22 protein-coding genes are annotated in these 23626 nt (G+C 58.0%); 15 read left to right on the forward strand and 7 right to left on the reverse strand.

Annotated features, from left to right (window positions below):
- Window positions 1-60: 60 nt before the first annotated feature.
- From DRET_RS12415 to DRET_RS12440, 6 genes are all read right to left on the reverse strand, one after another.
- Window positions 61-762, reverse strand: a complete 702-nt coding sequence (locus tag DRET_RS12415) for a 3'-5' exonuclease (RefSeq protein ID WP_015752893.1) — start codon at window positions 760-762, stop codon at window positions 61-63.
- A gap of 83 nt (window positions 763-845) precedes the next feature.
- Window positions 846-2774 carry a putative nucleotidyltransferase substrate binding domain-containing protein gene (locus DRET_RS12420; RefSeq protein ID WP_015752894.1) on the reverse strand — a complete coding sequence of 643 codons (1929 nt, stop codon included), beginning with the start codon at window positions 2772-2774 and terminating at the stop codon, window positions 846-848.
- Between the two features lie 57 nt (window positions 2775-2831).
- Window positions 2832-4613: a sodium:solute symporter family protein gene (locus DRET_RS12425; RefSeq protein ID WP_015752895.1), complete on the reverse strand. Its 1782-nt coding sequence runs from the start codon at window positions 4611-4613 to the stop codon at window positions 2832-2834.
- An 86-nt stretch (window positions 4614-4699) separates the two neighbouring features.
- Window positions 4700-4948, reverse strand: a complete 249-nt coding sequence (locus DRET_RS12430; RefSeq protein WP_015752896.1) for a DUF4212 domain-containing protein — start codon at window positions 4946-4948, stop codon at window positions 4700-4702.
- 299 nt (window positions 4949-5247) lie between these two features.
- Window positions 5248-7110 carry an acetate--CoA ligase gene (locus DRET_RS12435; RefSeq protein ID WP_015752897.1) on the reverse strand — a complete coding sequence of 621 codons (1863 nt, stop codon included), beginning with the start codon at window positions 7108-7110 and terminating at the stop codon, window positions 5248-5250.
- Window positions 7111-7187: 77 nt separating this feature from the next.
- The gene (locus DRET_RS12440) at window positions 7188-8054 is read right to left on the reverse strand and encodes a LytR/AlgR family response regulator transcription factor (protein WP_015752898.1); all 867 of its coding nucleotides are present in this window, start codon (window positions 8052-8054) and stop codon (window positions 7188-7190) included.
- Window positions 8055-8250: 196 nt separating this feature from the next.
- Here DRET_RS12440 and DRET_RS12445 point away from each other — a divergent pair, with 196 nt between their 5' ends.
- From DRET_RS12445 to pgi, 11 genes are all read left to right on the forward strand, one after another.
- Window positions 8251-8619 carry a DUF4870 family protein gene (locus DRET_RS12445; RefSeq protein WP_015752899.1) on the forward strand — a complete coding sequence of 123 codons (369 nt, stop codon included), beginning with the start codon at window positions 8251-8253 and terminating at the stop codon, window positions 8617-8619.
- Window positions 8620-8757: 138 nt separating this feature from the next.
- A complete protein-coding gene (locus tag DRET_RS14070) occupies window positions 8758-9135 on the forward strand; it encodes a rhodanese-like domain-containing protein (RefSeq protein ID WP_167317812.1) in 378 nt (125 codons plus the stop codon).
- Window positions 9132-9746: an IMPACT family protein gene (locus DRET_RS12455; RefSeq protein ID WP_015752901.1), complete on the forward strand. Its 615-nt coding sequence runs from the start codon at window positions 9132-9134 to the stop codon at window positions 9744-9746. Before DRET_RS14070 ends, DRET_RS12455 begins: the two co-directional genes overlap by 4 nt.
- A gap of 111 nt (window positions 9747-9857) precedes the next feature.
- The gene (gnd, locus tag DRET_RS12460; RefSeq protein WP_015752902.1) at window positions 9858-10766 is read left to right on the forward strand and encodes a phosphogluconate dehydrogenase (NAD(+)-dependent, decarboxylating); all 909 of its coding nucleotides are present in this window, start codon (window positions 9858-9860) and stop codon (window positions 10764-10766) included.
- A 41-nt stretch (window positions 10767-10807) separates the two neighbouring features.
- Entirely contained in the window at window positions 10808-12340 is a 1533-nt protein-coding gene (zwf, locus tag DRET_RS12465) for a glucose-6-phosphate dehydrogenase (protein WP_015752903.1), read from the forward strand.
- Window positions 12341-12501: 161 nt separating this feature from the next.
- Window positions 12502-13299 (forward strand): 6-phosphogluconolactonase, encoded by a 798-nt coding sequence (gene pgl / locus DRET_RS12470; RefSeq protein WP_015752904.1) that lies wholly within the window; start codon window positions 12502-12504, stop codon window positions 13297-13299.
- A gap of 614 nt (window positions 13300-13913) precedes the next feature.
- A complete protein-coding gene (locus tag DRET_RS12475) occupies window positions 13914-14735 on the forward strand; it encodes a transporter substrate-binding domain-containing protein (RefSeq protein WP_015752906.1) in 822 nt (273 codons plus the stop codon).
- Between the two features lie 258 nt (window positions 14736-14993).
- On the forward strand, window positions 14994-16001 hold the full coding sequence (locus tag DRET_RS12480; RefSeq protein ID WP_015752907.1) for an amino acid ABC transporter permease: 1008 nt from the start codon (window positions 14994-14996) through the stop codon (window positions 15999-16001).
- 5 nt (window positions 16002-16006) lie between these two features.
- Window positions 16007-16738, forward strand: a complete 732-nt coding sequence (locus DRET_RS12485) for an amino acid ABC transporter ATP-binding protein (protein ID WP_015752908.1) — start codon at window positions 16007-16009, stop codon at window positions 16736-16738.
- A 15-nt stretch (window positions 16739-16753) separates the two neighbouring features.
- Window positions 16754-17056 carry a Dabb family protein gene (locus DRET_RS12490; protein WP_015752909.1) on the forward strand — a complete coding sequence of 101 codons (303 nt, stop codon included), beginning with the start codon at window positions 16754-16756 and terminating at the stop codon, window positions 17054-17056.
- 362 nt (window positions 17057-17418) lie between these two features.
- On the forward strand, window positions 17419-19074 hold the full coding sequence (pgi, locus tag DRET_RS12495) for a glucose-6-phosphate isomerase (RefSeq protein ID WP_015752910.1): 1656 nt from the start codon (window positions 17419-17421) through the stop codon (window positions 19072-19074).
- A 17-nt stretch (window positions 19075-19091) separates the two neighbouring features.
- Here the strand turns inward: pgi and DRET_RS12500 are convergent, their stop codons facing one another.
- On the reverse strand, window positions 19092-19856 hold the full coding sequence (locus tag DRET_RS12500) for an SIR2 family NAD-dependent protein deacylase (RefSeq protein WP_015752911.1): 765 nt from the start codon (window positions 19854-19856) through the stop codon (window positions 19092-19094).
- Between the two features lie 186 nt (window positions 19857-20042).
- Here DRET_RS12500 and DRET_RS13180 point away from each other — a divergent pair, with 186 nt between their 5' ends.
- The 4 genes from DRET_RS13180 (at window position 20043) to DRET_RS12520 (ending at window position 23491) form a co-directional block, all read left to right on the forward strand.
- Complete coding sequence (locus DRET_RS13180; RefSeq protein WP_015752912.1) at window positions 20043-20543, forward strand: putative lipoprotein; 501 nt, start codon at window positions 20043-20045, stop codon at window positions 20541-20543.
- Between the two features lie 26 nt (window positions 20544-20569).
- Entirely contained in the window at window positions 20570-21787 is a 1218-nt protein-coding gene (coaBC, locus tag DRET_RS12510) for a bifunctional phosphopantothenoylcysteine decarboxylase/phosphopantothenate--cysteine ligase CoaBC (protein ID WP_015752913.1), read from the forward strand.
- A complete protein-coding gene (locus DRET_RS12515; RefSeq protein ID WP_052293314.1) occupies window positions 21763-22368 on the forward strand; it encodes a hypothetical protein in 606 nt (201 codons plus the stop codon). Before coaBC ends, DRET_RS12515 begins: the two co-directional genes overlap by 25 nt.
- Window positions 22369-22477: 109 nt before the next feature.
- Window positions 22478-23491, forward strand: a complete 1014-nt coding sequence (locus DRET_RS12520) for an NAD-dependent epimerase (protein ID WP_015752915.1) — start codon at window positions 22478-22480, stop codon at window positions 23489-23491.
- Window positions 23492-23626 lie beyond the last annotated feature (135 nt).

Here is a 23626-nt window from a genome sequence, read left to right on the forward strand (position 1 = left end):
CTTGAGCCGCGTGGAAGACGGACCTCCAGGTTCCCTAGCGCTCCGGCCGTGGCGCGGAACTCAGAAATACCACCTCCAGCCGCGACCGCAGCGGTACAGTTCCTCCAGGGTCACCAGCGGATGAGTTTCCCGGAGTTTATGGACCAGATACACAAAGAGATAGGCGGTCTGCAGGGCGTCTGAAGCCGCGTTGTGGGCCGGGAAGCAGGGCAGGCCATAGGCCTGGGCCAACTCCTGAAGTTGGTAGGACACCCGGAGGGTGAAGCGGTCATAATACGATTCCCAACGGGATTCCTCATAGACCCGGGCCAAGCGCAGGGTGTCGATACAAGGATGCACCAGTGGGTGGCCGAGGTGTTTTTTACATGCCTTTTGGAGAAATTGGAGGTCCAAAGCGATATTGTGCCCGATAAGCAGCGAGGTGCCGAGATAGGCGATCAACTCGGGCAGGACCTTCCCGATCTTTGGGGCATCCTGGCATTGCTGGGGCGAAATGCGGTGGATCAGGGTTCCTGTTTTGGTCCAAGCCTTGGGACAGACTTCGGTATAAAACCGGTCCAGGGGTTTTAAGGCCAGATGTTCGATCCGCACAGCGCCGATAGAGATAATTTCGTGGCGCCGCCGGAGTCCGGTCAGTTCCGTGTCCAGGACACAAAAGGAGAACTCTGACAGCGGCTTGGTCGGGTCCAGTCCCTGAAAGACCTTTTTGTGGGCCTTGAGCCTCTCGCCCGCCTCGAATTGGGCCATCGTATACCGTTTCATGGATCCCTCAATCCCTTTGTCCCTGCCTCGTATTCCCCGCCCCTGGCCATTTGCCTTGGCAATCTCCTTTTCCACAGGACGAGCTAGATATGGAGCCGAAAGCGGTCGCGGATGAACTGCTGCTCGCGCCTGATGACGGCAAATGCTTCCTTCAGGGTCCGTTTTTCCAAGGAGGTCAAGGTTTCCGGGGCAAGCAGATTGTCCGGGGCCTGGTCGTTTTTCCATTGGTGTAATTGGTGCGCTGTGCGCAGATGGCTGATAAATTCAAAGGCCTCACTGAGTTCCGAGCACAATTCATCCGAAATTTCAGCCTGGAGACGGAGGGCTTCAAGCCGTTCCAAGGTTCCCGTGGCCCGGATGCCTGCGGCCAGGGCCAGGATACGAACCCCGTCGATCAACGGCATCAGGCCGCGTCCTTTGAGGTCCAGGCGGTTTTTAGAAGCCCCGTCCTTTTCCATGACGAATTGTTTGAACAGGGTCAGGGGAGGGCGGGAGGTCAAGCAGTCCATAGCCATGTGGCGCAGGAAGATATCCTCCCGGGGAACTTTGTTCTGGATCAGATCGCGCAGGTGTTCCCCAAGCCCCGGGTGTCCAGTGACCGACCGGATATCGAAGAATATCGTGGCCAACATGATCTCTTTGGAATCCGGTTCCCGGAGCCAATGGGAAAAGGTGGTCTCCCATTTGGTGATGCTCTGGTTCCAATGAGGGCTCGCCGCGGTCATTTCGCCCGGGCAGGGCGGGAAGCCACAGGCGATCAACTCTTCGACCATGGCTTCGCCGAAGTGGCGAAAATATGTTCTGCCGGCCTGGCGTTGCTCCGGAGGCAATTCGGCCGTGACCAGGCAATTGTCCTGATCTGTCGGCAGAACCTGTTCCCGTCGTCCCTCACTGCCCATGCACATCCAGCACAAGGGAGCCGGAGGCGGTCCGAAATGCTCCTGCAAAAGGGTCACCAGCCGTTCGGTCAAAAGGTCGTATAAGGCTGCATTGAGGTGTCCCAAGTGGGTGGTGGTGGCGCCGTGACCGAACAGGCTGGCCATAAGCCGGGTCTGTTTGGCCGCGAACCCGTGGAGTTGATGGAGATGGGTTGCTCGTTGGAGTTCCTTGAACAGGGAAAACGGGGATTGGCCCTGCAGGAGCATGAAATCGTGCGAAGAAATCATGCCGCAAGGGGTATGGGCACTGTCTTCGACCACCAGATGGTGGAAATGTTTTTCCATCATCTGGAGTAAGGCGTTGATGCTCGTTGTCTGCCCCGAGACCGTCTCAACCGGCGCACTCATGATCGCGCTGAGGGGCTCGTTGCCGTCCCGTTTCTGGGCCACCACCTTGTCCCTGAAATCTTTGTCAGTCACGATCCCTGCTGGGATCCCTTCCTCTGAGTACACCAAAAGAGCACCGACCCCTTCCCGGCTCATTTTTTCCGCGGCCTGCCACAAGGGCATGTGACTCGGCATGCTGACCAGTGGCCGAGCGATCAATTCCTCGACGCGGGTGGTGAACAGGGGCAGGGGGGCGGTGGTTTCGGAATGCAGCGTGCTTTGGCGCAGACTGTCCAGGGCCCGGTTCAAAAAGTCCCCGGAAAATTTGTCCAGAAAATGCTTGGCCACGGCCGGATAGGCGTTGAGGACCTGGTGGAAGTATTTCGCTGGCAGGCGGAGGAAAAAGGTATCTTCAACGGTCTCCGCATTCATGGTCGCTTTACTGCCGCGCAGCAGCCCCAGGCCGCCGAGGGTGTCCCCCTCCCCTCTGTAATCGGTCAGGATGGGGATGCCGCTCTGATCGCGCATAAAGAGCCGGACTCCGCCTTTTTGGATGATAAGCAGGGCGTTGATAACGGTTACATTTTCCCGAAAGAGCAAGGTCTTGTTCGGGGCGAAATCGATTTCACACTGCCGGGCCAAATCAGCCACCGTGTCGCGCGGCAGATCGGCAAAGGGCAGGGTCTGGCTCAAAAAGTCGACTATGGACTGGGCTTCCAGGGAATTGTGGCGGTGGTGTCGTGGCATGCTCCGCTCCCGGCAACGGCCTGCGGGCCATCCTTCCCGCAGGCCGTTTGTGTCTGGTTAGTGGTCGATGGCCATTCCGGCGCCGCGAGGCGTGCGCACATGCTCGACCAATTCCTGGATTTCTGGCGGCGGCGGGGGAGTGACCGCAGAAACTCCCAGAGTCACCGTGAAATTCAGGATCATGCCCACACTGCCGATCCCTTCCGGGCTGATGCCCAGCAGCCAGGGATCCATACCCAGGAATTTGGTTTGGACAATATAGAGAATGGTGAACCCAATCCCGGTGATCATGCCTGCGATGGCTCCTTGCTTGGTAACACGCTTGGAGAAGATCCCCAAAACCAGGACCGGAAAAAATGAGGAACAGGCCAAGCCAAAGGCCAGGGCGACCACCTGAGCCACAAATCCTGGTGGGTTGATCCCGAAATAGCCGGCCACGATGACAGCAATGCCGATCATGATCCGTCCCAGCCGCAGCCGCTGTTTTTCCGTGGCTTGCCTGTTGAGGATCCGGTAATACAGGTCGTGAGAGATCGAGGAGGCGATGACCAGCAGGAGCCCGGAAGCGGTGGACAGAGCAGCTGCCAACCCTCCGGCCACGACCAGGGCTACTACCCAGGGCGGCAGATCAGCGATCTCCGGATTGGCCAGGACCATGATGTCCCGGTCGACATAGAGTTCATTGGATGTCGGGCCCGGGGGATTGTTCAGCAGGCGCTGGCCATGGGAGCCTCTGGCTTCCCGAAATTCGGGTTTGCCGGAAAAGGCGGCTCCGGCCCGGTATTGGATCCGGCCGTCGTCGTTTTTGTCCAGCCAAGCGACCAGCCCGGAGTCCTCCCAATTGGCGAACCAAGCCGGGGCTTCGGCGTACGGGGTCTCGTTTAAGGCGTTGATCATGTTGTAGCGGGCAAAACCAGCTACGGCTGGGGCGGTGGTGTACAAGATGGCGATAAACAGCAGGGCGTATCCGGCGGACAGCCGTGCGGCACGGACCGAAGGCACGGTGTAGAAGCGGACGATGACGTGGGGCAAACCGGCGGTACCGACCATGAGGGCCAGGGCGATAGCGGTCACATCGAGCATCGATTTGTTCCCTGCGCCAAAGGCCGAGGTGTATTCCCGAAATCCGAGATCCGTGCTGATCTGGTCCAAGGTCTGCAGCAGGTACTGACCAGCGTTGCTTCCCGAGGCGATGGTCCCGCCGAAGCCGAGTTGCGGAACCGCCTGTCCGGTTATTTTCAGGGAAATGGCGATCGCCGGGATCAGAAAGGCCACGATCATCACGCAATACTGGGCGACCTGGGTCCAGGTGATGCCTTTCATGCCCCCGAGACTGGCGTAGAAAAAGACAATGGCCATGCCGATGACCACCCCTGTGGTTACGTCGACTTCCAAAAAACGGCTGAAAACGATGCCCACGCCGCGCATTTGCCCTGCGACATAGGTCAGGGAGGCAAAAATGGCGCAGATCAGGGCCACAACTCGGGCTGTGGTCGAATAATACCGGTCGCCGACAAAATCGGGTACGGTGAATTTACCGAATTTCCGTAAATAGGGGGCCAAAAAGAGGGCCAGAAGCACATATCCTCCTGTCCAGCCCATCAAATAGATGCACCCCTCATAGCCCATGAAGGAAATCAGGCCGGCCATGGAGATGAACGAGGCCGCACTCATCCAGTCGGCCCCCGTAGCCATGCCGTTGGCCAGCGCCGGAACGCCTCCTCCGGCAACATAAAATCCTTTGGTGTCTTTGACCCGCGAACGCCAGGCGATATACAGGTAGAGTCCAAAGGTGCAAAAGACCATGATGAAGGTCCACATTTTGACTGAATCCATCATAATTCCCCTTGGTAAAGCGTGCTTCTGATCAGGTCCCGGTCCAGCGGAATACAAGGTCTCGCGCCTTGGGGCACCACCCAGGCAGGTTATTCATGGACGTCGTATTTGCGGTCGAGATGATTCATCCGCCAGGCGTAGACAAAAATGAGGACCACAAAGACCAGGATTGATCCCTGCTGGGCGAACCAGAAGCCCAGAGGAAAGCCTCCAAGTCGGATGGTGTTCAGGGGAACGACGAAAAAAATGCCGCAGCCATACGAAACTAGGGCCCAGACCGATAAAAGTCCGGCCATCAGGCGCAGATTCTGTCGCCAATACAGGGTAGCGGTGTTCATGGTGGCCTCCTGAGGGTGAAAAGTGGCATCGGAACGCCGGAGGACGATTCTTGCATTGAAGATGCCCGGATGTTTTCAAGAAGGCAGCTTTTTTTCGGTAAGCGGTCGCTTTGAGCGGTAAGCGGTAAGGGGGAAAAAACAGACCGGTGCCATTCGCCTGCGCAGAGCCGTCTTTTCAGGCCATGCGCGGAGAGGATGACTCTCGTATCAGGTGGGGTTCAGACTTGGGGCAAAATCCCGCTGGTAGGGGCAGGGGACGAGTCCGGTTTCAGGACGATGGCAAACGACATTGCAAACATTCAGGCTGGTGGGCTGTCACGCAGGGCACGGCGCAGGATTTTCCCGGACCCGGTTTTGGGAAGCGTCTCGACAAAGACGATGTCCTTGATTCGGACCACGGGACCGAGTTCCTGGCGCACCAGTTCGGTCAAGGCCGTTTTCAAGGCGTCTCCTGCCTGATGGGGCTCCTTGAGGACCACATAGGCCTTGGCCGCCTGACCGCGGATCTTATCAGGTACAGGGACCACGGCGACTTCGTGGACGCCCGGATGGACGAGCAGACCGTTTTCAATTTCAGTGGCTCCCAGAATGTGTCCGGCGATATTCAGGACCTCGTCTTGGCGGCCGAGTATCCAGAGATGGCCGTCCGCATCCTGCCGCGCCAGATCACCTGTCCAATAGGTTTTTTGCGAGGGACTCCAATAGCCGGCAAAGCTCTGGTCGTGTTCGCGGAATAAGCCGTTGAAGAAGCCGGGCCACGACCCGTAGAGCACGAGATGCCCCGTGGTGTTGGCCGGCACAGGGGTCCCTTCGGGATCGACTACGGCCGCCTGGATGCCCGGCAGGGGGCGTCCTACAGAGCCGGGTTTGAGGGTATTGGCGGGCAAGGGGGAAATGACGATGGCGCCGGTTTCGGTCTGCCACCAGGTGTTGAGCAGGGGGCATTGCCCCTGACCGATGTGTTCATGCCACCAGAGCCAGACCTCCGGCGCCAGGGGTTCGCCCACCGCGGCCAAGAGGCGGAGTGCGCTCAGATCATGCTGGGCGGGGAAGCCCGGCCCGTAGCGTTTGACCATGCGCATCAGCGTCGGCGTGGTGTAGAGGATACTTACACCGGCCTTTTCGACAATCCGCCAGATCCTGTCGGCTTTGGGGTACAGAGGGTGTCCCTCGTAGAGCATTGTGGTCGAGCCCGCCAATAACGGTCCCCACAGGGCGTAGCTCTGCCCGGTGATCCAGCCCAGATCCGCCTGACACCAGAGGATGTCCGTGGCCTTGATATCCAGAACCCAGTTCATGGTCCGATTCAAGGCGACCATGTATCCGCCGTGGGTATGGACCACCCCTTTGGGCGTCCCGGTCGTCCCGGAGGTGTACTGGACGAAGAGGATGTGGTCGCTGTCCAGAGCGGTGGTGGGCTCGTTCCCGTGGACCGGATGGAGGACATCATCGTAGGCGAGGTCGCGGTCAGTGCGCAGGCTTTGTTTGATGCCCAGGCGCGGGACGACGATGGTCAGTTCGACGCTGTCGCCTTCCGGGCTGTCCAAGGCGGTGTCCACGATCTCTTTGAGGCCCACAACACTTCCATTGCGGGCGAAACCGTCGGCACAGACGACGCATTCGGCCTGCAGGGCGGCGATCCTGGCCCGCAAGACCTTGGCCGCATACCCGACAAAGACATGACTCTGTACGGCCCCGATTTTCGCGATGGCCAGACTCAGGGCCACGGTTTCCGGCAACGGGGGGAGGCAAAGGACGAAAACCGATCCTGCTTGGAACCCCAGCCGGCGCAAGCCCGCTGCGAGGCGGTTCACCTCTCGGGACAATTCAAAATAGGTCCATTTCCGGGTTTCCCCGGCTTCACTTTCCCACACAAGGGCCAATTTATTGCGGTTGGCGGAGTGGACGTGGCGGTCGAGACAATTGTGGACGATATTGCACTTGGCACCGGCAAACCAGGTCGGCGGGTCCCCGTCGTCGCACACCGTGTGCCACGGCTCGTTCCATTGCAATTCCTTGGCCGCCTGTTCCCAGAACCCCTCCGGGTTGTCGGCGAACCAGGCCCTGGCCTGCTCGATCTCCTGGGCCGAGAGATTCGCTCCCATGCGCACGGGAGCCGCGGGGCGAAAAAGATGTTCTTCCGGGGCGTGCTGTTCAGACATGGACTTCCTCGGGGTTGTCGGTTCCTGGACAAACGACCAGGGCTCTCCAGGGCACTGAGCCTGTGTTTCCGGCTGGGTTAAAGCCCCAAAAGCGATTTCAATTCCTGGATGCGCCGCCGGCTCACCGGGAGTTCGATTCGCGGCGTGCCTGCTGTGCGGAGCATGAGGTTCGCTCCGGGCATGCTGGCGACCTCTGTGACCATATCAAGATTGACCAGGTATTTTCTGTGGATTCGGAAAAAACGGTGCTGGGCAAGACGTTCTTCCAGATTTTTGAGCCGGGAGGCGTTCAAGTATTTGCCTGAACTGGTGTGGACGAAGCAGTAGTCGTCTTCGGCAGCAATAAAGATTATATGCACATAGGGAATGAGCAGGGTTTTGCCCGCGCTTTGGACCGGAAGTTTGTCCGGCCTCTGCGCAGACGTGGCCAGCGGTTCGCTCCAGGTCGCCTTGAGGGCTTCAACAAAGTGCTCTTCGTCGTCATCACCGAGATCGAGTCGCAGTGTTTCGCGCTTATGCGCGGGGCGCGGCGCGTTGTTTCCTGCAGTCGTGTTCTGGACAGCGTGGGGAGGCGGAGGTATGCGGCGTATTTTTTCCAGGCACTGGTCCAGTCGTTCGGTTGAAGCGGGCCAGAGGAAGTAGTCCAGGGCACCGAGCTCAAAGGCTTCCAAGGCCTGATCCTGGGTCGTGGCGACAAAGAGCAGGGCCGGCGGCAAGGGCATGGTCTTCAGAAGACGCGCGAGTTCCAGTCCGGTACACTCCCCCATAGGTCCGGGGGCAAGGAATAGGGCGTTGTAGGCCATGTTCTGGGCGAGTTCCAGGGCCTCGTTGGCCCGGGCAGCCTCCCCGACGACACGGAGCCAGGCCACGCGCTGACAATGGTCGCGCAGCGTCTGCCGGATCTCAGAAACCGGATGGGCAAGAAGGCAGCGCAAGGGATACATGGGCCAGGTCCTGCTCTTGGTCCGAGGATAGTTTCCTGTCTAGCGCGAAGTCCAAACGGGGGCAAGGCGCTGTGGTTTTTGGTGCCCAAGTCTGGTTCGCGGCGCTATGCAGCGGATCGATCTTGACCTTGTGGCCACCTCCCCGGCAATGTACATATTCGACCTGTATCCGAGGCAGAGAACGAGGAGACACGATATGGCTTTTTCCGGCGGACGTTGGGAAACGATTCCTGACAGGGGAGCGGCACTGCAGACTTCCCGAAAACTGACCTGGTTGACGTATATTCTCTACGCGGCCTCCCCGGTTTTCGGTATTACGGCGATTGTTGCTATCGTTTTGAATTATATTAAAAAAGATGATGTCAAAGGGACTTGGCTAGAAAGCCATTTCCGTTGGCAGATCCGGACCTTCTGGTGGGGACTTCTTTGGATCAGCCTGGGGTCGATTACCGCTGTGGTCTTCATCGGCATCCCAATTCTCTTTGCTGCCACAGTCTGGCTGATCTACAGAGTGGTGAAGGGCATGGTCTATCTCTATGACGAACGGGTGTTACCGCTGCCGTAGGCCGATGGAGCTGTGTGCCAAGCCTTTTCAAGGGGCGTGGACCCCGTTGATGAATGCCAAGCCAATGTCCGCTGAGCTGGGACCGAGGCTCAAGACGGGACACTGTTTACCCTGGAGCGGATCGTGCCGGTGTGGATGATGTGGACCCTGGGTATTGCAGGAGTGTTCCTGGCCTGGGAACCCTTGTGGTCTTTGCTAGGTGGCGGCTCTGTCTCCGTGAGCCATCTCAGGAGATGGCGCCAAAACGGCAGGGTGTTCCTTCTCGACGTGCGGACCGGACCGGAATTTTCCTGGCGCCATATCCCCGGAGCGATTCACCGACCAGACCTTCTCTGGGGCAGCCGTGCCCTGCCGTTACCCAAAGACCGCCCCGTTGTGGTGGTCTGTCTGACCGGACACCGATCGCCGGTTGTGGCGTGGCGTCTGCGTCGGGCCGGATTTGAGAACGCTTTTTCCTTGCACGGGGGAATGGTCGCCTGGCTTTTAGCCCCAGGGAACAAGGAAGAACGGCAATGAGCCAAAGCTATTGCATTCCGGCGGTTTCCAAACATTGTGCTGAAAAGCGGATCAGCGACAGCCGGTTTGTGGTCACTGCCGGGCACACCCCGGATCCGGAGGCCGCCCGGGAATTTGTGTCCTTTGTCCAACAGGACCATCCTCACGCCACGCACAATTGCTGGGCGTTCGTGGCTGGGCCCGCAGGCGACAGCCGTTTCGTCGGTGCCAGTGACGACGGCGAACCAGCGGGGACGGCCGGAGCCCCCATGTTGCAGACCCTTCTTTGCAGCGGGGTGGGGGAGCTCACCATGGTGGTCAGCCGGTACTTTGGCGGCACAAAGTTGGGCACCGGGGGATTGGTTCGGGCTTACACCTCCCTGGTCCAGCTCGGTTTGCGGGGGCTTGGCCTGCACCATTACGTGCCCGGTGTCCTGTGGCATGTACTCGTCCCACACCATTGTGCGGGAGTCTTGCGCCACCGCCTTGGGGTCCTGGGGGTGGACATCGTCGATGAACATTTCGGCGTCGACCTCGAGTGGCGGCTCAAGTGTCCGCTTGCCAAACGCGACGCGGTCTGGGAGTGTCTGTATACTCTGACCCAGGGACTTGCTGTAGTGGAAGAGGAGTGAAACTCGCCCCACCCATTGTTCCCCTGGCCGCAACGCAACACACAGTTCAAACACGTACATATGATAACGACGCATGACCTTTGAACTTTGAACGACGGCACCGGAGGCGCTATGCACGTTGGCATGATCGGACTTGGTCGGATGGGGTGGAATATGAGCCGCCGGCTGCTCCAAGCCGGGCACCAGGTGGTGGCCTACAACCGCACTGTTGCCCGTAGTCAGGAACTCGCTGCTTACGGCGCGGTGCCCTGCGAGAGCCTTGAGGAGTGTGTGCAGCGGCTCGAACCGCCGCGGGTGATCTGGTGTATGCTCCCGGCTGGAGGGGTTCTTGGCGAGTATGTGTCCCGCTTGGCGGAATTGACCGAATCGGGCGACATCGTGATTGACGGGGGCAACAGCAACTACCGCGATGCTCCGGCCCATCACGAACGGTTCGCAGCCCGGGGGATCGATTTTCTTGATGCCGGTGTCAGTGGTGGCGTCTGGGGGCTGGAGAAGGGTTTCTGCCTCATGGTCGGCGGACCGCCGCGGGCCTATGAACATATTGTGCCGTTGTTGCGTTCCCTGGCTCCGGAAAACGGATTCCTCTATTGTGGGCCAAGTGGGGCGGGCCATTTTGTGAAGATGGTCCACAACGGGATTGAATACGGCATGATGCAGGCCTATGCCGAAGGGTTTGCCTTGCTTGAGCATTCTGATTACGGCTCTGAACTGGACCATGCCGCCATCAGTCGGGTCTGGCAACACGGCAGCGTTATCCGCTCTTGGCTTTTGGAATTAGCGGGGCGGGCGTTTACCGAAAGTCCCAAACTCAGCGATATCAAGCCCTATGTCGAAGACTCCGGTGAAGGGCGGTGGTGCGTAGAGGAAGCCTTGCGCTCCTCCACCAGCGCTCCGGTTTTGACCCTCGCTGTGATGGAACGTTTCCGGTCCCGCGACGACGCCGGTTTTGCGGACAAATTGCTGGCCGCTTTGCGGGAACAATTCGGCGGCCATGCTGTCCGCCGGAGTGCCTCTTGAGCACCGCAATTGGAGTCCAACACCCCTGAGACGGAGGCCGTATGCCAGAGATTCCCCCTCCCCAGACCGAAATACGCTCTGCAACCACGGCCCATATGTCCTGCCGACCGGATCCGCTCCAGGAACCTGTGGCCATCGTCATTTTCGGTGCCACCGGGGACCTGACCTCCCGCAAACTTTTTCCTGCTCTGTTTTCCCTTTTTGCCGGAGAGGTCCTGCCCCAACGGCTGGCCATTATCGGTGTTGGCCGCTCGTCCTGGTCAGACGCTGCATTTCGCGAGCATATGCACAACCAGGTCGCCGGAAACGCATCCTATTCCGCTGCTGCCTGGGAGACATTGGCCCCGCGTCTGCGGTACATCCAACAGGAGTATACCGGCGACTATGCCCCATTGGCACAGCGCCTCGAAGAAATCGATGCCGAGCTCGGACTCGAGGGCAACCGGCTGTTCTATCTCGCTGTGCCCCCCACGGTGTACATCCCTATAGCCGACGGCCTCGGGGCAAGCGGTTTGGCGGCTGAAGACCACGGATGGAGCCGGTTTGTGGTTGAAAAACCCTTTGGCCGGGACCTGGCTTCGGCCGAGTCGCTTGATGCGAGTCTGCACACCCATTTTGCGGAGCACCAGATTTTCCGTATCGACCACTATCTGGCCAAGGAAACGGTGCAGAACATCCTCATGCTCCGGTTTGCGAACACGATTTTCGAACCGGTCTGGAACCGCCGCTATGTCGATTCGGTTCAGATCCTGGCCGCCGAGTCCATCGGTGTGGGCCACCGGGCTGGCTATTATGATAGTTTCGGCGTCTTACGGGACATGTTTCAAAACCATATGATGCAGCTTTTGTCCCTGTGCGCCATGGAACCGCCATCGCATTTCGAGGCCGACCGGGTGCGCGACGAAAAGACCAAGATATACCGGAGCCTTCGTCCGTTTCATCCGCAGCGTGTCCAGTCGGATCTTGTTCTCGGGCAATATGCGGCCGGCGAAATCGACGGAGCAGCGGTACCTGCCTATCGTACGGAACGCGGCGTCGCCAAGGACTCCCAGACCCCCACTTTTGCCGCAATGCGGCTGTATATCGACAACTGGCGCTGGCAGGGAGTGCCGTTTTATCTTGTCTCGGGCAAACGGCTGGCAGCCAAGCGCACCGAGATCCGGATCCAGTTCAAACATGTGCCGTACTCGTTGTTTCGAGGTGTCTTGAGCGAGGATATTGCTGCGAACAGTCTGGTCCTTGGCATCCAGCCCCGGGAGGAGGTCAGTCTCGAGTTTCAGACCAAAAGCCCCGGGGCCAAGATGTGTCTGCGACCGGTCCAGATGCATTTCGACTACCACCACGGCACGGCCGGCCCAGTCCTCGAGGCCTATGAAAAGGTCTTGCTGGATTGCCTGCTCGGGGATCAGACCTTGTTCTGGCGTCAGGACGGGGTGGAACTCTGCTGGGGATTCCTGGACCCGATTCTGCAAGGGTGTGAAAACGATCCCGGCAAGCAGCCCCACCTCTATACCGCAGGATCCTGGGGTCCTGAGGCAGCCGAGGGGTTTTTGCCCCCTTGGGAAAAAAGGTGAGCTCTCCCGGATGTTTCATGTGAAACCTCCCTGTCTGCGCAGGGTCGTAAGGCCTGCACAGGCGCCGGGAGGATTCCCGGGTCGGGGCCCAGTCTCGGAGCCGCTGTCACCAGAGACCCTTTTGGCTTTCGGCGTGGAACTGCGAATGTGAAGGAGGCTTGATGTCCGATTGTACGCCTCTTGTCCTTCCGGAACGGGACAGCGCGACCTGGTTGTGCCATTTCCCCCGCGCCGCTGATTTGGCTCCCAGCGTTGCTGAATTTTTGATCCAGCGCGCTTTTGAGGCCGTCGAGGACCACGGTGCGTTTGTCCTTGGCATTTCTGGAGGAAGCACTCCTTTGGAGCTTTTCTCCCTTTTGGCTCAACCGCAATGGCATCCGCGGTTGCCGTGGGACAAGATGGCGCTCTTTTGGGTCGATGAGCGGTGGGTTGCCTATGGCCGGGAGGACAGCAATTTCGGTCAGTTCAGGCGCCGTTTTCTGAATCAAGCCCCCCACGGTCCGGCCGGCATGTACCCCATGCCAGTCAGCGGCTGTCATCCGGCAGCCGATACCCAGGCCTATGCCGCTGTTTTGGAGCGGTTTTTCGGTCCTGGGCCGCTGCCGGTGTTCGACTGCCTCCTGCTCGGATTGGGCCACGACGGACACACGGCCTCGCTTTTTCCCCATTCCCCGCTTTTGCAGGAACAAAACCATTGGGTCGTGACCGTACCGCCTTCCGTGGCCGCGGTGCCCAATCTGCCGCGCCTGAGTCTGAGCTTGCCGGTTTTGAACAAAGCCAAAAATATCGCCTTCCTTGTCTCTGGAGAGCGCAAGGCCGCGATCACCACCGAAGTTCTGCACTCCAGGCCAGATCCCCGCCTGCCCGCCACCCTAGTCCGCCCTGACGGCGAGTTGTACTGGTTTGCCGCAGGAATGGATTTTTCTTCGGATTTGCAAGAATCTGTCGAGCAGCGCTGACCCCTCCGCCAACCCGCGCTCAGGACTGATCGTGTCTTGATTTTTCCCCGGACATGGACCAAAGTACGCCAATTCGTCACACCAGAAGCATCTCTTGGGGTGCGGGAGGAAGGAATATGCACCGTTCCTCATTTAAAGACCGGTATAAGCGGGAATTTGTTGAGGTCGAATGTCCGAAGTGCAGGCGATCGCGGGTGATTTCCCTTCCAGAGGAAGAAATACCAAAATGTGAGTATTGTCGAATACCTATGGTTATTAAAGAAGTTCTCACCGAAGGGAAATATTAGCAGGCGGTACCTGCTCCCCAAATCGTTCTTTGCGCTGTGTTTGCTGCAATCGCGGGCAAAGACATTTGGAGAACAGTTTTTGTGAACACGTGGTGGATCGTTCCAGCAGGCGGTGCCCATTTCTCAATGGGAGCAAAATCTTCCAGGGAAACGGCCACAGAGCGCACACGGTGTTTTTGCCCACGCTGCTGAGACGCGGTCCGGTGCTCCCAACGAAGAACAAGCCTTTGCAGGAGCAGACTCCAGGCCTGGAGCGCTGGCATGGCTGTGTAGCGCGCTGCAAAAAATAAGAGGAAAACAGAGTAGAACACAAAAGGAGACGCGTGTATGGCGAAGCAATGGTTGGCAGCACTGGTGGTGGTTTTTGTATGTCTTGGCGGATTGTCTGCCCAGGCAGCGGATATTGAGTTGGCACAAAAATCGACCCTGGAGCGTATTTTGAAGTCCGGCGAACTCCGCGTTGGGTTTGATCCTGGATATATGCCCTTTGAGATGACTGACACCAAGGGGCGTTATGTGGGCTTTGATATCGCTCTGGCCAAAGAGATGGCCAAGTCCATGGGAGTCAAATTCGTCCCGGTCAATACGGATTTTGACGGAATTATTCCCGCCTTGCTGACGAAAAAGTTTGATATCATCATCTCCGGGATCACCGTGACCCAGGAACGCAATCTGCAGATCAATTTTTCCGATCCCTACATTGTCGTGGGACAGACGATTTTGTTGCGCAAGGGTCTGGAAGAGGAAGTGGAGTCCTACCGCGACCTCAATGACGGTCAGTATACTGTTGCCTCACGTCTGGGCACCACCGGGGAAATGGCCGCCAAACGGTATATGCCCAAGGCTGATTACAAATCGTATGAAAAGGAAGCAGACGGGGCCCTGGAAGTGCTCAACGGTCAAGTGGACGCCTTTGTCTACGACCTGCCCTTCAACGCCATTTTCAATGCCCAGCAGGGCAAGGGGAAGGTCGCCTTTCTGGACGAGCCTTTCACGTATGAACCGTTGGCCTTTGGCATCCGCAAAGGTGATCCCGACTTCTTGAACTGGTTGAACAATTTCTTGCGCCAGATCAAAAACGACGGTCGCTACGACCGCATTTACGACAAATGGTTCAACAGCGACGACTGGCTCGATACGGTCCAGTAAGCTGAGAGCGCTCAAAACGCCCCCGGTACCGGGGGCGTTTTGCTTGGCAAAGCGCAGCAAAGCCGCGGTCACGTTGCCGGCGCCGTCCCGAAAAGATCCTTTGGGACATGAAACGAGATTCGTTCAGGCGGGCTGCGATGGGCTCCGGCTTGTGACAGCGGCCAAAGCCCCCCAGTTTCTTGGGAAGCTGTGCTGTGAAGGCCTTTTGCGCCACGGATAGAGGACACTGATCATGAACGTGCAGCAGGAACACCCGCTATGGCCTTGAAGACAGGTTTGGATTCACCCCGCAGTCAAATGAACACCCGTTTTTGGCAAATCGCCTTCGTTATCCTGGTTCTCGGCGTCCTCGGTATCGTTTATTTCGCCTCGAGCTCCGTGGAGTATACGTGGCGTTGGTATCGGGTTCCCCAATATTTTTATTTTCAGGACGACGTCCAGGTCGATGCCGAGATTGAAGGCACCGTCGAGACCATCACCTCGACGGAGAAGGAACCTGTGGTCGTGCTGGAGGGATTGTCCGGGGAGACAGAACGCTATCCGGTGCCTGGTGGTGAGGTCCTGATTTATGAAGGGGACTATATCTATCCGGGGGATACGCTCGGGACCTATCAGGAGGGCAAACCGGGCATTTTGCTCCAGGGGCTCTGGATCACGCTCAAAGTATCGGTGGTCGCCATTATTCTGGGGATTGTCCTCGGGGTCTTGACCGGCCTGTCCCGCATATCCTCCAACCCGGCCCTGCGCTGGTCTGCCATCACCTATATCGAGATCATCCGTGGTTCGCCCCTGCTGGTGCAGATTTTTCTCTGGTATTTTGTGATTGGAACTCTGGTCAATTCGATTTTGGCCCAAAACGGGCTGGGCCAGATTTCGCCGCTGTGGTTCGGGATTATTTCCCTGGCCGTCTTCACCGGCGCGTACGTGGCGGAGATTGTCCGGGCCGGTATCCAGTCGGTCAGCAGGGGGCAGATGGAGGCCGCGCGCTCCCTCGGGATGACCTACACCCAATCCATGCGCAAGGTGATCCTGCCCCAGGCCTTCAAGCGCATCCTGCCGGCACTGGCCGGACAATTCATCAGCCTGATCAAGGATTCGTCGCTGCTCGGGGTCATCTCTGTCCGGGAACTTACGAAAGCGACTCGGGAAGTGGTGACGTCTTCGCTGCAACCCTTTGAACTCTGGATCACCTGTGCGGTGCTCTATTTGCTGCTGACGTTTACCTTGTCGCTTGTCGTGCAGTACATTGAACGCAAGGCGGTGTAGTTGCCATGATTGAGGTCCATTCCATCGATAAATTTTTTTATATCCCTGAAGAGGTCCAGGCCTTATCTCAGGTTTCTTGCACTGTGGCCGCCGGAGAGGTGGTCGTGGTCATCGGCCCCTCCGGATCCGGGAAATCGACGTTTTTGCGCTGTCTGAACCGTTTGGAATACGCTGATACCGGATCGATCCGCATCGACGGCAAGGATATCCTCGCACCGAAATGCGATATCAACCGCATTCGGGCCGAGGTGGGCATGGTTTTCCAGCATTTTCATCTCTTTCCGCACAAGACGGTTTTGGAAAATCTGACCATGGCTCAGATGACCGTTCGCAAACGGCCCAAAAAAGAGGCCGAGCAGGTGGGGATGGCTTTGTTGGACAAGGTCGGGATTCAAGCCAAGCACAGTTCCCACCCGGAACAATTGTCCGGCGGTCAGCAGCAGCGCGTGGCCATCGCACGCTCCCTGGCCATGAATCCCAAGGCTATGCTCTTTGACGAACCCACGTCGGCCCTGGATCCGGAGATGATCGGTGAGGTGCTTGATGTCATGAAAACCCTTGCCAAAGAGGGTATGACTATGGTCGTCGTGACCCATGAAATGGGGTTTGCCCGGGAAGTGGCCGATCGGGTCTTGTTCATGGACGAGGGCCGGATCGTGGAAGAGGGGACGCCGGAACATTTTTTCCAGAATCCCCAGCACCCGAGGACGAAATTGTTTTTGAGCCAAATCCTTTAGACCAGGAGCACCTGTATGATGAAACATCTTGTAATGTGGACACTCAAGGAAGAGGCTAATGGCCAGAGCGCGGCAGCCAACGCCAAGGTTATGACCGATATGCTCCAGGCTCTGCCCGGGCTGATTCCGGAAATCCGCCACCTTGAAGTCAGTACCCGTATCGCCCAGGCCGACCCGGGCTGTGATTGTGTTTTGTATACGGAATTTGATTCTCAGGAGGACCTGGACGCCTATCAGGTCCATCCCGAACACCAGAAGTGCGTGGCGTTTATCAAGGATGTTGTCGCTGAGCGCCGGGTGCTCGACTATTGGGCCTGATTGGCTGCGCACAGTCCGGCGATTCTTTTGGCCAGTACGGTAGACGGCGGACGCACCCGTTACGTGAGAGACCGATTGGAAGCCCGGAGGTCTGGACTCCGGGCTTTTTTGGTCTTGTATTGTCCAGCAAATTGGTGATGCCTGAACGCCGCCGGCGATGCAGTGGAGGCTGAGGCAGGTTCTGTTGACGTCACCTTCGCCAAAGGGCAGAGCTGGAAAGAGAAATCTGTTTTTCCGATCTCCTCGTGGCACCGCTACCGTGGGCGCTTTTTTTGGGCCCTTGCGGCGACGGTCACCGATGTATGTGTTTGCGAGTTCGAACAGGGGGCCGTGGTCACGGTGCCCGACACAGGAGGACTTACATGGCCAAAGCAAGCGCTCTTTCTGCCTGGCATCAGCTCAGTGCCCATTTTGAGGACATGCGGCATGTACACATGCGGCACCTGTTCGCTGAAGACCCGGACCGTTTTCCGCGATTTACAGTGCAGGCCGGAGATCTTTTTCTCGACTATTCGAAAAACCGTTTGACCGAATCCACTCGGAACTTGCTCGTGTCCTTGGCCCGGGAAGCCGGGGTCCGCGAAAAGCGAGATGCCCTTTTCGCCGGATCACGCATAAATGTGACCGAGGACCGGGCGGTTCTCCATCCCGCCCTGCGCCATGCACCGGGCGAAGCGTACCTGGTGGATGGGGAGGATGTGACCCGTGATGTGGACGGAGAACTGGAGAAGATGGCCGTTTTTGTTGACGCGGTTCGACAGGGCCAATGGACCGGGTACACGGGGAAACCCGTCCACAATGTGGTCAATCTCGGCATCGGCGGTTCTGATCTCGGTCCGCGAATGGTTTGCCAAGCCTTGCGTCCCTATGGACACGAGCGTTTGAAGGTCCATTTTGTTTCCAACGTCGACGGCACTCACCTGCAGACCACGCTGGAGGGGCTGGATCCAGAGACGACTCTGTTCATTGTGGCCTCAAAAAGCTTTACGACCCAGGAAACGCTGGTCAATGCCGCCTCTGCCCGGCGGTGGCTTGTCGATCACTACGGGGACCACGCGGCCGTGGCGCATCATTTTGTGGCCTTATCAACGAACACGGAAGCGGTCCGAGAATTCGGCATTGCAACGCAGAACATGTTCGCCTTTTGGGACTGGGTCGGAGGGCGGTATTCACTGTGGTCGGCCATCGGCTTGTCCATCGCTCTGTTTATCGGCATGGAGCGTTTCCATGATCTGCTCCACGGCGCCCAGCGCATGGACCGCCATTTTCGCCAGGCGCCGCTTGCCGGAAATATGCCCGTTATCATGGCCTTGTTGGGCATTTGGTATACCGATTTTTTTGGCGCGGGCACCCAGGCCGTGTTGCCCTATGACCAGTCCTTGTCGCTTTTGCCGCGCTATCTCCAGCAATTGGACATGGAAAGCAACGGCAAGCGGGTCACTGTGGACGGGGAGGTGGTCGAGTATTCCACCGGTCCCATTGTCTGGGGAGAAGCGGGTACCGACGGCCAGCACGCCTTCTACCAGCTGATCCACCAGGGAACACACCTTGTGCCGTGCGATTTTATCGCACCGGCCCGCTCCCATCATGGCTGGGATGACCATCACCAGATCCTGCTCGCCAATTTTCTCGCCCAGCCTGAAGCCCTCATGGTCGGGCGCACAGTGGCCGAGGCGCAGTCGCAACTCGAGGCCCAGGGATTGGCCGCTGAGCGTGCGGCTGAATTGGCGCTGCACAAGACCTTCCCGGGGAATATCCCCTCCAATGCTTTGATTTTCGAACAATTGACTCCCGTAACCCTGGGGGCTTTGATCGCCCTGTATGAACACAAGGTTTTTGTTCAGGGAGCGATCTGGAATATCAACTCTTTCGATCAGATGGGTGTGGAACTCGGTAAACAGCTGGCCAAAACGATTTTGCCCGAACTCACCGGTGCAGCACCGCTGCAGGATCACGACGCTTCCACCACGGGCCTGCTCACGAGATTACAGCGTTTGCGGGCCTCCAAACGGTCCTGACAGGAAACCGGGGCAACTCATTGTCTACCGAGGAGTTGCTGAGCGAGGAGGGGGAGGATTTCTTCCGCGGCTCCGTCAAATCGGATGGAGGTCACGTCAGCATAGGCTGTCGGACCGATATTACACTCGATCACGGTTCCTCCCCGGGCGGCGACTTCCTGGGGGATGATATTGGCCGGGGCCACTGTTCCGGAGGTCCCGACAACGATCATCACATCGGCCTCTCTGGCCAGCGCGGCGCTGCGGAACAAGGCCTCCTGGGGGATGGCTTCCCCGAAAAAGACGACGTCGGGCCGGATGACCGCTTCACACGAGGCGCACAAAACAGGGATTTTCCTTCTGACCTGGGCGGCAATCTGATCGGAGGGGTATGAAGCAGCACAGCCATGGCAGTAGTACCGGCGGCAATTGCCGTGATATTCGATGACCTCCTGTGATCCGGCCTCTTGATGGAGATTGTCGATATTTTGGGTAATCACCGCGGAGAGAAGCCCCTGCTGTTCCAGTTCGGCCAGGGCGATATGGGCCTGGTTCGGCGTTGCCGTGTCAAAGAGTTCCAATGCGTCGCGCAGAAATTCCCAGACCCCGACTGGATTTTTTCGCAGGGCCCATTCCGAGCAGACCTGTTCCGGATCATACCGTGACCACAACCCTCCTGGACTCCTGAAATCCGGGATGCCGCTGGGCACGGAAATCCCGGCCCCGGTAAAGGCAACCGTACAACGGGAATCCCTGATGGCAGTTGCGGCTGCAGCCAGGGTCTTGGTGTCGGGAAGGGACATGGCGTGTACTCCTTTGGCGTTTGATGACCCGTGTTTGACGCGGGGCATTTGGCCGCAATTTTTCCGAGCTTCGGAGGACTTTGCCGGCCGGATTATGTTGCACTCGAAAAATCCTTTCGCTACAAAACTGGAAACACAGTGCGCCAGCACAAGAGACAAGAGGCCGACTGCGGCGGGAGAACGACGATGAAACGACTGCTCGTGATGATGGTGATGGTTATGGCACTGGCCGGATGTGCCAGCACACCGGAAGGCGCTTCCCCCGGTGAACCTGGCAGCGGCCCTTTTTCCTTCGGTCAAGGGGAGGCAGAAGAACAATCGAATTTCTATTACGATTTCGAGGATGTCCTTGTACCCAAGGAAATGGAACTTGTCCCTGATGAATCTTTACTCTTTGAGACGCCGGCGGTCAAAATCGGGGTTCTGGTTTTCAAGGGACGTGTCGATCCCGTTTCCCTGTTTGATTTCTTCATGGCCAATATGCCGAAGGATAATTGGCAGTTGCGCAGCTATTTCAAGTATGGCCGGTACATTATGGTCTATGAGAAACCTGGCAAGGACTGCATTATCAGTTTGACGGAATCTTCGTTGTCCACCAAACTCCAGATCTGGGTGACGCCGCGTGCCACCGCCGGGGCCAAATCCAGCGGCGGCATGCGCAATAATGAAATGATCCTGCAAAACTAGACCAGGGGCGCCAGGGGCGCCAGTACATGGATTTTCCGTACCAATTTTCTTTGAGCCGCCACAGAAGGCTCCATCTGGCGGTCTGTGGAAGTATCGCCGCCTATAAGGCCCTCGATCTGTTGCGCCTGTGGCGCCGCATGGGTCTGCATGTTGGTGTGACGCTCACAGCAGCGGCGCGTCACTTTATCACTCCGTTGTCATTTGAAGCCCTGGACGCCCATCCTGTCTACAGCGACCTGTTTGTGGGGCAGGAAGCGTTATATGGCCATCTGGAGCCGGGGCAAAACGGTGATGTCTTTGTCGTCGCTCCGGCCACGGCCAATGCTTTGGCGAAACTGGCTCACGGCCTGGCCGATGATATGTTCTCCTGCCAAGCCCTTTCCTTTCCCGGTCCTTTTGTCCTCGCCCCAGCCATGAACCCCAAGTTGTGGAACGCCCCGGCTACGCAGGAGAATATCACTCGCTTGCGCGATCGCGGCGTATCGATCGTCCCGCCGGACACGGGTCTCGTGGCCTGTGGCGAAGAGGGCACCGGCAAACTCGCTGATCCGCTGGCCATCACCTCATCTATCCTTAAAGCCCTTGCTCCTCAGGATCTGGCCGGACGCAAGATCCTGGTCACCCTCGGTCCGACTCGCGAATTCTGGGATCCGGTCCGTTTCTGGTCTAACCCGTCCACTGGGCGCATGGGCGCTGCCGTAGCGACGGCCGCCTGGTTGCGCGGGGCCCAAGTCCATGTGGTTCAAGGTCCGTGCCCTGCCTGGCTTCCTCCCGGGATACAGGTCGATAGTGTGACATCGGCCCAGGAGATGTATGAGCGGAGTCTCTCCCTGTGGCCGTCCATGGATATGGCCTGCTTGACCGCTGCGGTGTGCGATTTTCGTCCCCACAACCAGCGGCAGCAGAAATTCAAAAAAGAAGCAGGGGAGCAAGGACTGGACATCGCTTTTGCTCCCAATCCGGATATTTTGCAGACCCTTGGTTCACGCAAGACCCCCCAGCAACGGCTTATTGGTTTCGCAGCCGAAACCAGCGACGCGATCCAGTCAATCGCCGAGGAAAAACTCCGCCGCAAGCAGCTTGACCTGATTCTGGCCAACCGGATCGACCGGACGGATGCTGGCTTTGCCTCGGCCACGAACCATGTCGTGGCGGTTGACGCACATGGTCGACATGAACAGTGGCCCCTTATGGACAAGGGCGATATAGCCTGGAGGATATGGGATTGGATTTTGGCGATGTGAATCTGGGCGAACCGTGGGGGACATGGTACCGCCTTGGTCTGCGTCACCTTTTTCGCCCCGAACCCTCCCAGGAAGCCCAAGAAACCCATGTGGCTTCCCCTTCTGCTGCAGACGGGGAATTTCCCGAACCGTGGTCCCGCATTTTGACCGGACTCCACCCCCCGGTGCCGCTTGTCTGGACCTATTGGCGTCTGGCCTGCGATCTCGGCCCGAATCCCGACCCCCTTCGGCGCACGTTGTGGGCCAAGATCCTTGCCAATTGCGACTGGCCTCAAGGTTCCGTCGCCTTTTGGCCCATGTCCGCAATGGACAACGGCCGTATCGTGCCTGCAACTTCCCATTTCCATAACGGTCTGGCCGTGATCCGGCCCAGCATGGTGGTCTGTTTCGGGCAGCGTGCTTTTGAGGCCTTGTACCCTGGTACGGCTTTTGATTACGGCCTTTACGAATCCATCGCCAACGTACCGGTTTTGGCCCTGCCCGGTGCCCAGGACATGCTTCCGGATAACAGACGGGCCAAGGCCCTGGTTTGGGGTTGGTTGCAGTCCCTTTCACAGCGTCTGCCGGCCCTGAATGGGTGAGCCGCTCCTGTGGCCCCCTCTAGGCAAGAATGTGTATTGGCAAAACAGTCTGACGTGGCGGCGAAGGCGTCGCGTTGCAACTCCCATTTGTGGACAAGGAGTATCTTGAATGCGTGTTTTGGTCACCGGAGCGGCCGGGTTTATTGGCTCTCACCTCAGTCGCCGACTTCTTGATGACGGCCATGTGGTGGTTGGGTTGGACAATCTCAACGACTACTACTCTCCCGAACTCAAAGAAGCGCGGTTGAATCTGCTCCGGGAGTACGAGAATTTCGATTTTGTCATGCTCGATCTGATCGAGGACGCGGAACTCGATCGCGTCTTTGCCGAATACGGTTTTACCCATGTGGTGAATTTGGCCGCTCAGGCTGGCGTCAGATACAGTCTTGAAAATCCCAAAGCCTACATCGATAGCAATATCAATGGATTTGCGCATCTTCTCGAGTGTTGCCGTCACCATTCCATCCACCATCTGGTCTTTGCCTCCTCGAGTTCCGTCTACGGGTTGAACACGGCCATGCCCTTTAGTGTCCATGACAATGTGGACCACCCTATCAGTCTCTACGCGGCCAGCAAAAAATCGAATGAGCTCATGGCCCATACCTACAGCTATCTGTATGGGCTTCCGACCACAGGGCTGCGATTTTTCACTGTCTACGGTCCGTGGGGACGACCGGATATGGCCCTATTCCTGTTCACCGAGGCCATTTTGTCCGGCAAGCCGATCAAGGTTTTTAATCATGGCAAAATGCAGCGCGATTTCACATATATAGATGATATCGTTGAAGGGGTTGTCCGGGTCTTGCATCGCCCGGCACGGGCTAATCCCGAATGGGACGGGGCGCGTCCTGATCCCGGCAGCAGTCCGGCACCGTATAAATTGTACAACATAGGCAATAATAACAGTGTCGAACTGGAACGCTTCATTGAGGTCGTCGAATCGTGCCTCGGCAAAAAGGCCAAAAAGGACTATCTTCCGCTCCAGCCCGGGGATGTCCCGGCCACGTATGCTGATGTGGATGATCTGATGGCCGATGTCGGGTTTCGTCCCAACACCCCGATCGAAGAGGGGGTCGCCAATTTTGTCAGCTGGTATATGTCGTATTATGGGGTCAAAAGCTAAAGGGCAGGGCGGTTGCTGACCAGAGTCCGTGGAAAGCCGTGTTTCAGGCCTCGGGAAAGGATCTCGAACGCTACGAGCGCACGTACTGGCCCCGGACTCTGTCCCGCTTCCCTGCGGCCCAAACCTGAGACAAAC

Origin of the sequence: Desulfohalobium retbaense DSM 5692, from assembly GCF_000024325.1 — a bacterium.
Taxonomy (GTDB): Bacteria; Desulfobacterota; Desulfovibrionia; order Desulfovibrionales; family Desulfohalobiaceae; genus Desulfohalobium; species Desulfohalobium retbaense.

Bases quoted from the DNA above. Each gene is read 5' to 3' on its own strand.
- DRET_RS12415 (WP_015752893.1), bottom strand. From the start codon at position 762: ATGAAACGGTATACGATGGCCCAATTCGAGGCGGGCGAGAGGCTCAAG.
- DRET_RS12420 (WP_015752894.1), bottom strand. From the start codon at position 2,774: ATGCCACGACACCACCGCCACAATTCCCTGGAAGCCCAGTCCATAGTC.
- DRET_RS12425 (WP_015752895.1), bottom strand. From the start codon at position 4,613: ATGATGGATTCAGTCAAAATGTGGACCTTCATCATGGTCTTTTGCACC.
- DRET_RS12430 (WP_015752896.1), bottom strand. From the start codon at position 4,948: ATGAACACCGCTACCCTGTATTGGCGACAGAATCTGCGCCTGATGGCC.
- DRET_RS12435 (WP_015752897.1), bottom strand. From the start codon at position 7,110: ATGTCTGAACAGCACGCCCCGGAAGAACATCTTTTTCGCCCCGCGGCT.
- DRET_RS12440 (WP_015752898.1), bottom strand. From the start codon at position 8,054: ATGTATCCCTTGCGCTGCCTTCTTGCCCATCCGGTTTCTGAGATCCGG.
- DRET_RS12445 (WP_015752899.1), top strand. From the start codon at position 8,251: ATGGCTTTTTCCGGCGGACGTTGGGAAACGATTCCTGACAGGGGAGCG.
- DRET_RS14070 (WP_167317812.1), top strand. From the start codon at position 8,758: ATGTGGACCCTGGGTATTGCAGGAGTGTTCCTGGCCTGGGAACCCTTG.
- DRET_RS12455 (WP_015752901.1), top strand. From the start codon at position 9,132: ATGAGCCAAAGCTATTGCATTCCGGCGGTTTCCAAACATTGTGCTGAA.
- gnd (WP_015752902.1), top strand. From the start codon at position 9,858: ATGCACGTTGGCATGATCGGACTTGGTCGGATGGGGTGGAATATGAGC.
- zwf (WP_015752903.1), top strand. From the start codon at position 10,808: ATGCCAGAGATTCCCCCTCCCCAGACCGAAATACGCTCTGCAACCACG.
- pgl (WP_015752904.1), top strand. From the start codon at position 12,502: ATGTCCGATTGTACGCCTCTTGTCCTTCCGGAACGGGACAGCGCGACC.
- DRET_RS12475 (WP_015752906.1), top strand. From the start codon at position 13,914: ATGGCGAAGCAATGGTTGGCAGCACTGGTGGTGGTTTTTGTATGTCTT.
- DRET_RS12480 (WP_015752907.1), top strand. From the start codon at position 14,994: ATGGCCTTGAAGACAGGTTTGGATTCACCCCGCAGTCAAATGAACACC.
- DRET_RS12485 (WP_015752908.1), top strand. From the start codon at position 16,007: ATGATTGAGGTCCATTCCATCGATAAATTTTTTTATATCCCTGAAGAG.
- DRET_RS12490 (WP_015752909.1), top strand. From the start codon at position 16,754: ATGATGAAACATCTTGTAATGTGGACACTCAAGGAAGAGGCTAATGGC.
- pgi (WP_015752910.1), top strand. From the start codon at position 17,419: ATGGCCAAAGCAAGCGCTCTTTCTGCCTGGCATCAGCTCAGTGCCCAT.
- DRET_RS12500 (WP_015752911.1), bottom strand. From the start codon at position 19,856: ATGTCCCTTCCCGACACCAAGACCCTGGCTGCAGCCGCAACTGCCATC.
- DRET_RS13180 (WP_015752912.1), top strand. From the start codon at position 20,043: ATGAAACGACTGCTCGTGATGATGGTGATGGTTATGGCACTGGCCGGA.
- coaBC (WP_015752913.1), top strand. From the start codon at position 20,570: ATGGATTTTCCGTACCAATTTTCTTTGAGCCGCCACAGAAGGCTCCAT.
- DRET_RS12515 (WP_052293314.1), top strand. From the start codon at position 21,763: ATGGGATTGGATTTTGGCGATGTGAATCTGGGCGAACCGTGGGGGACA.
- DRET_RS12520 (WP_015752915.1), top strand. From the start codon at position 22,478: ATGCGTGTTTTGGTCACCGGAGCGGCCGGGTTTATTGGCTCTCACCTC.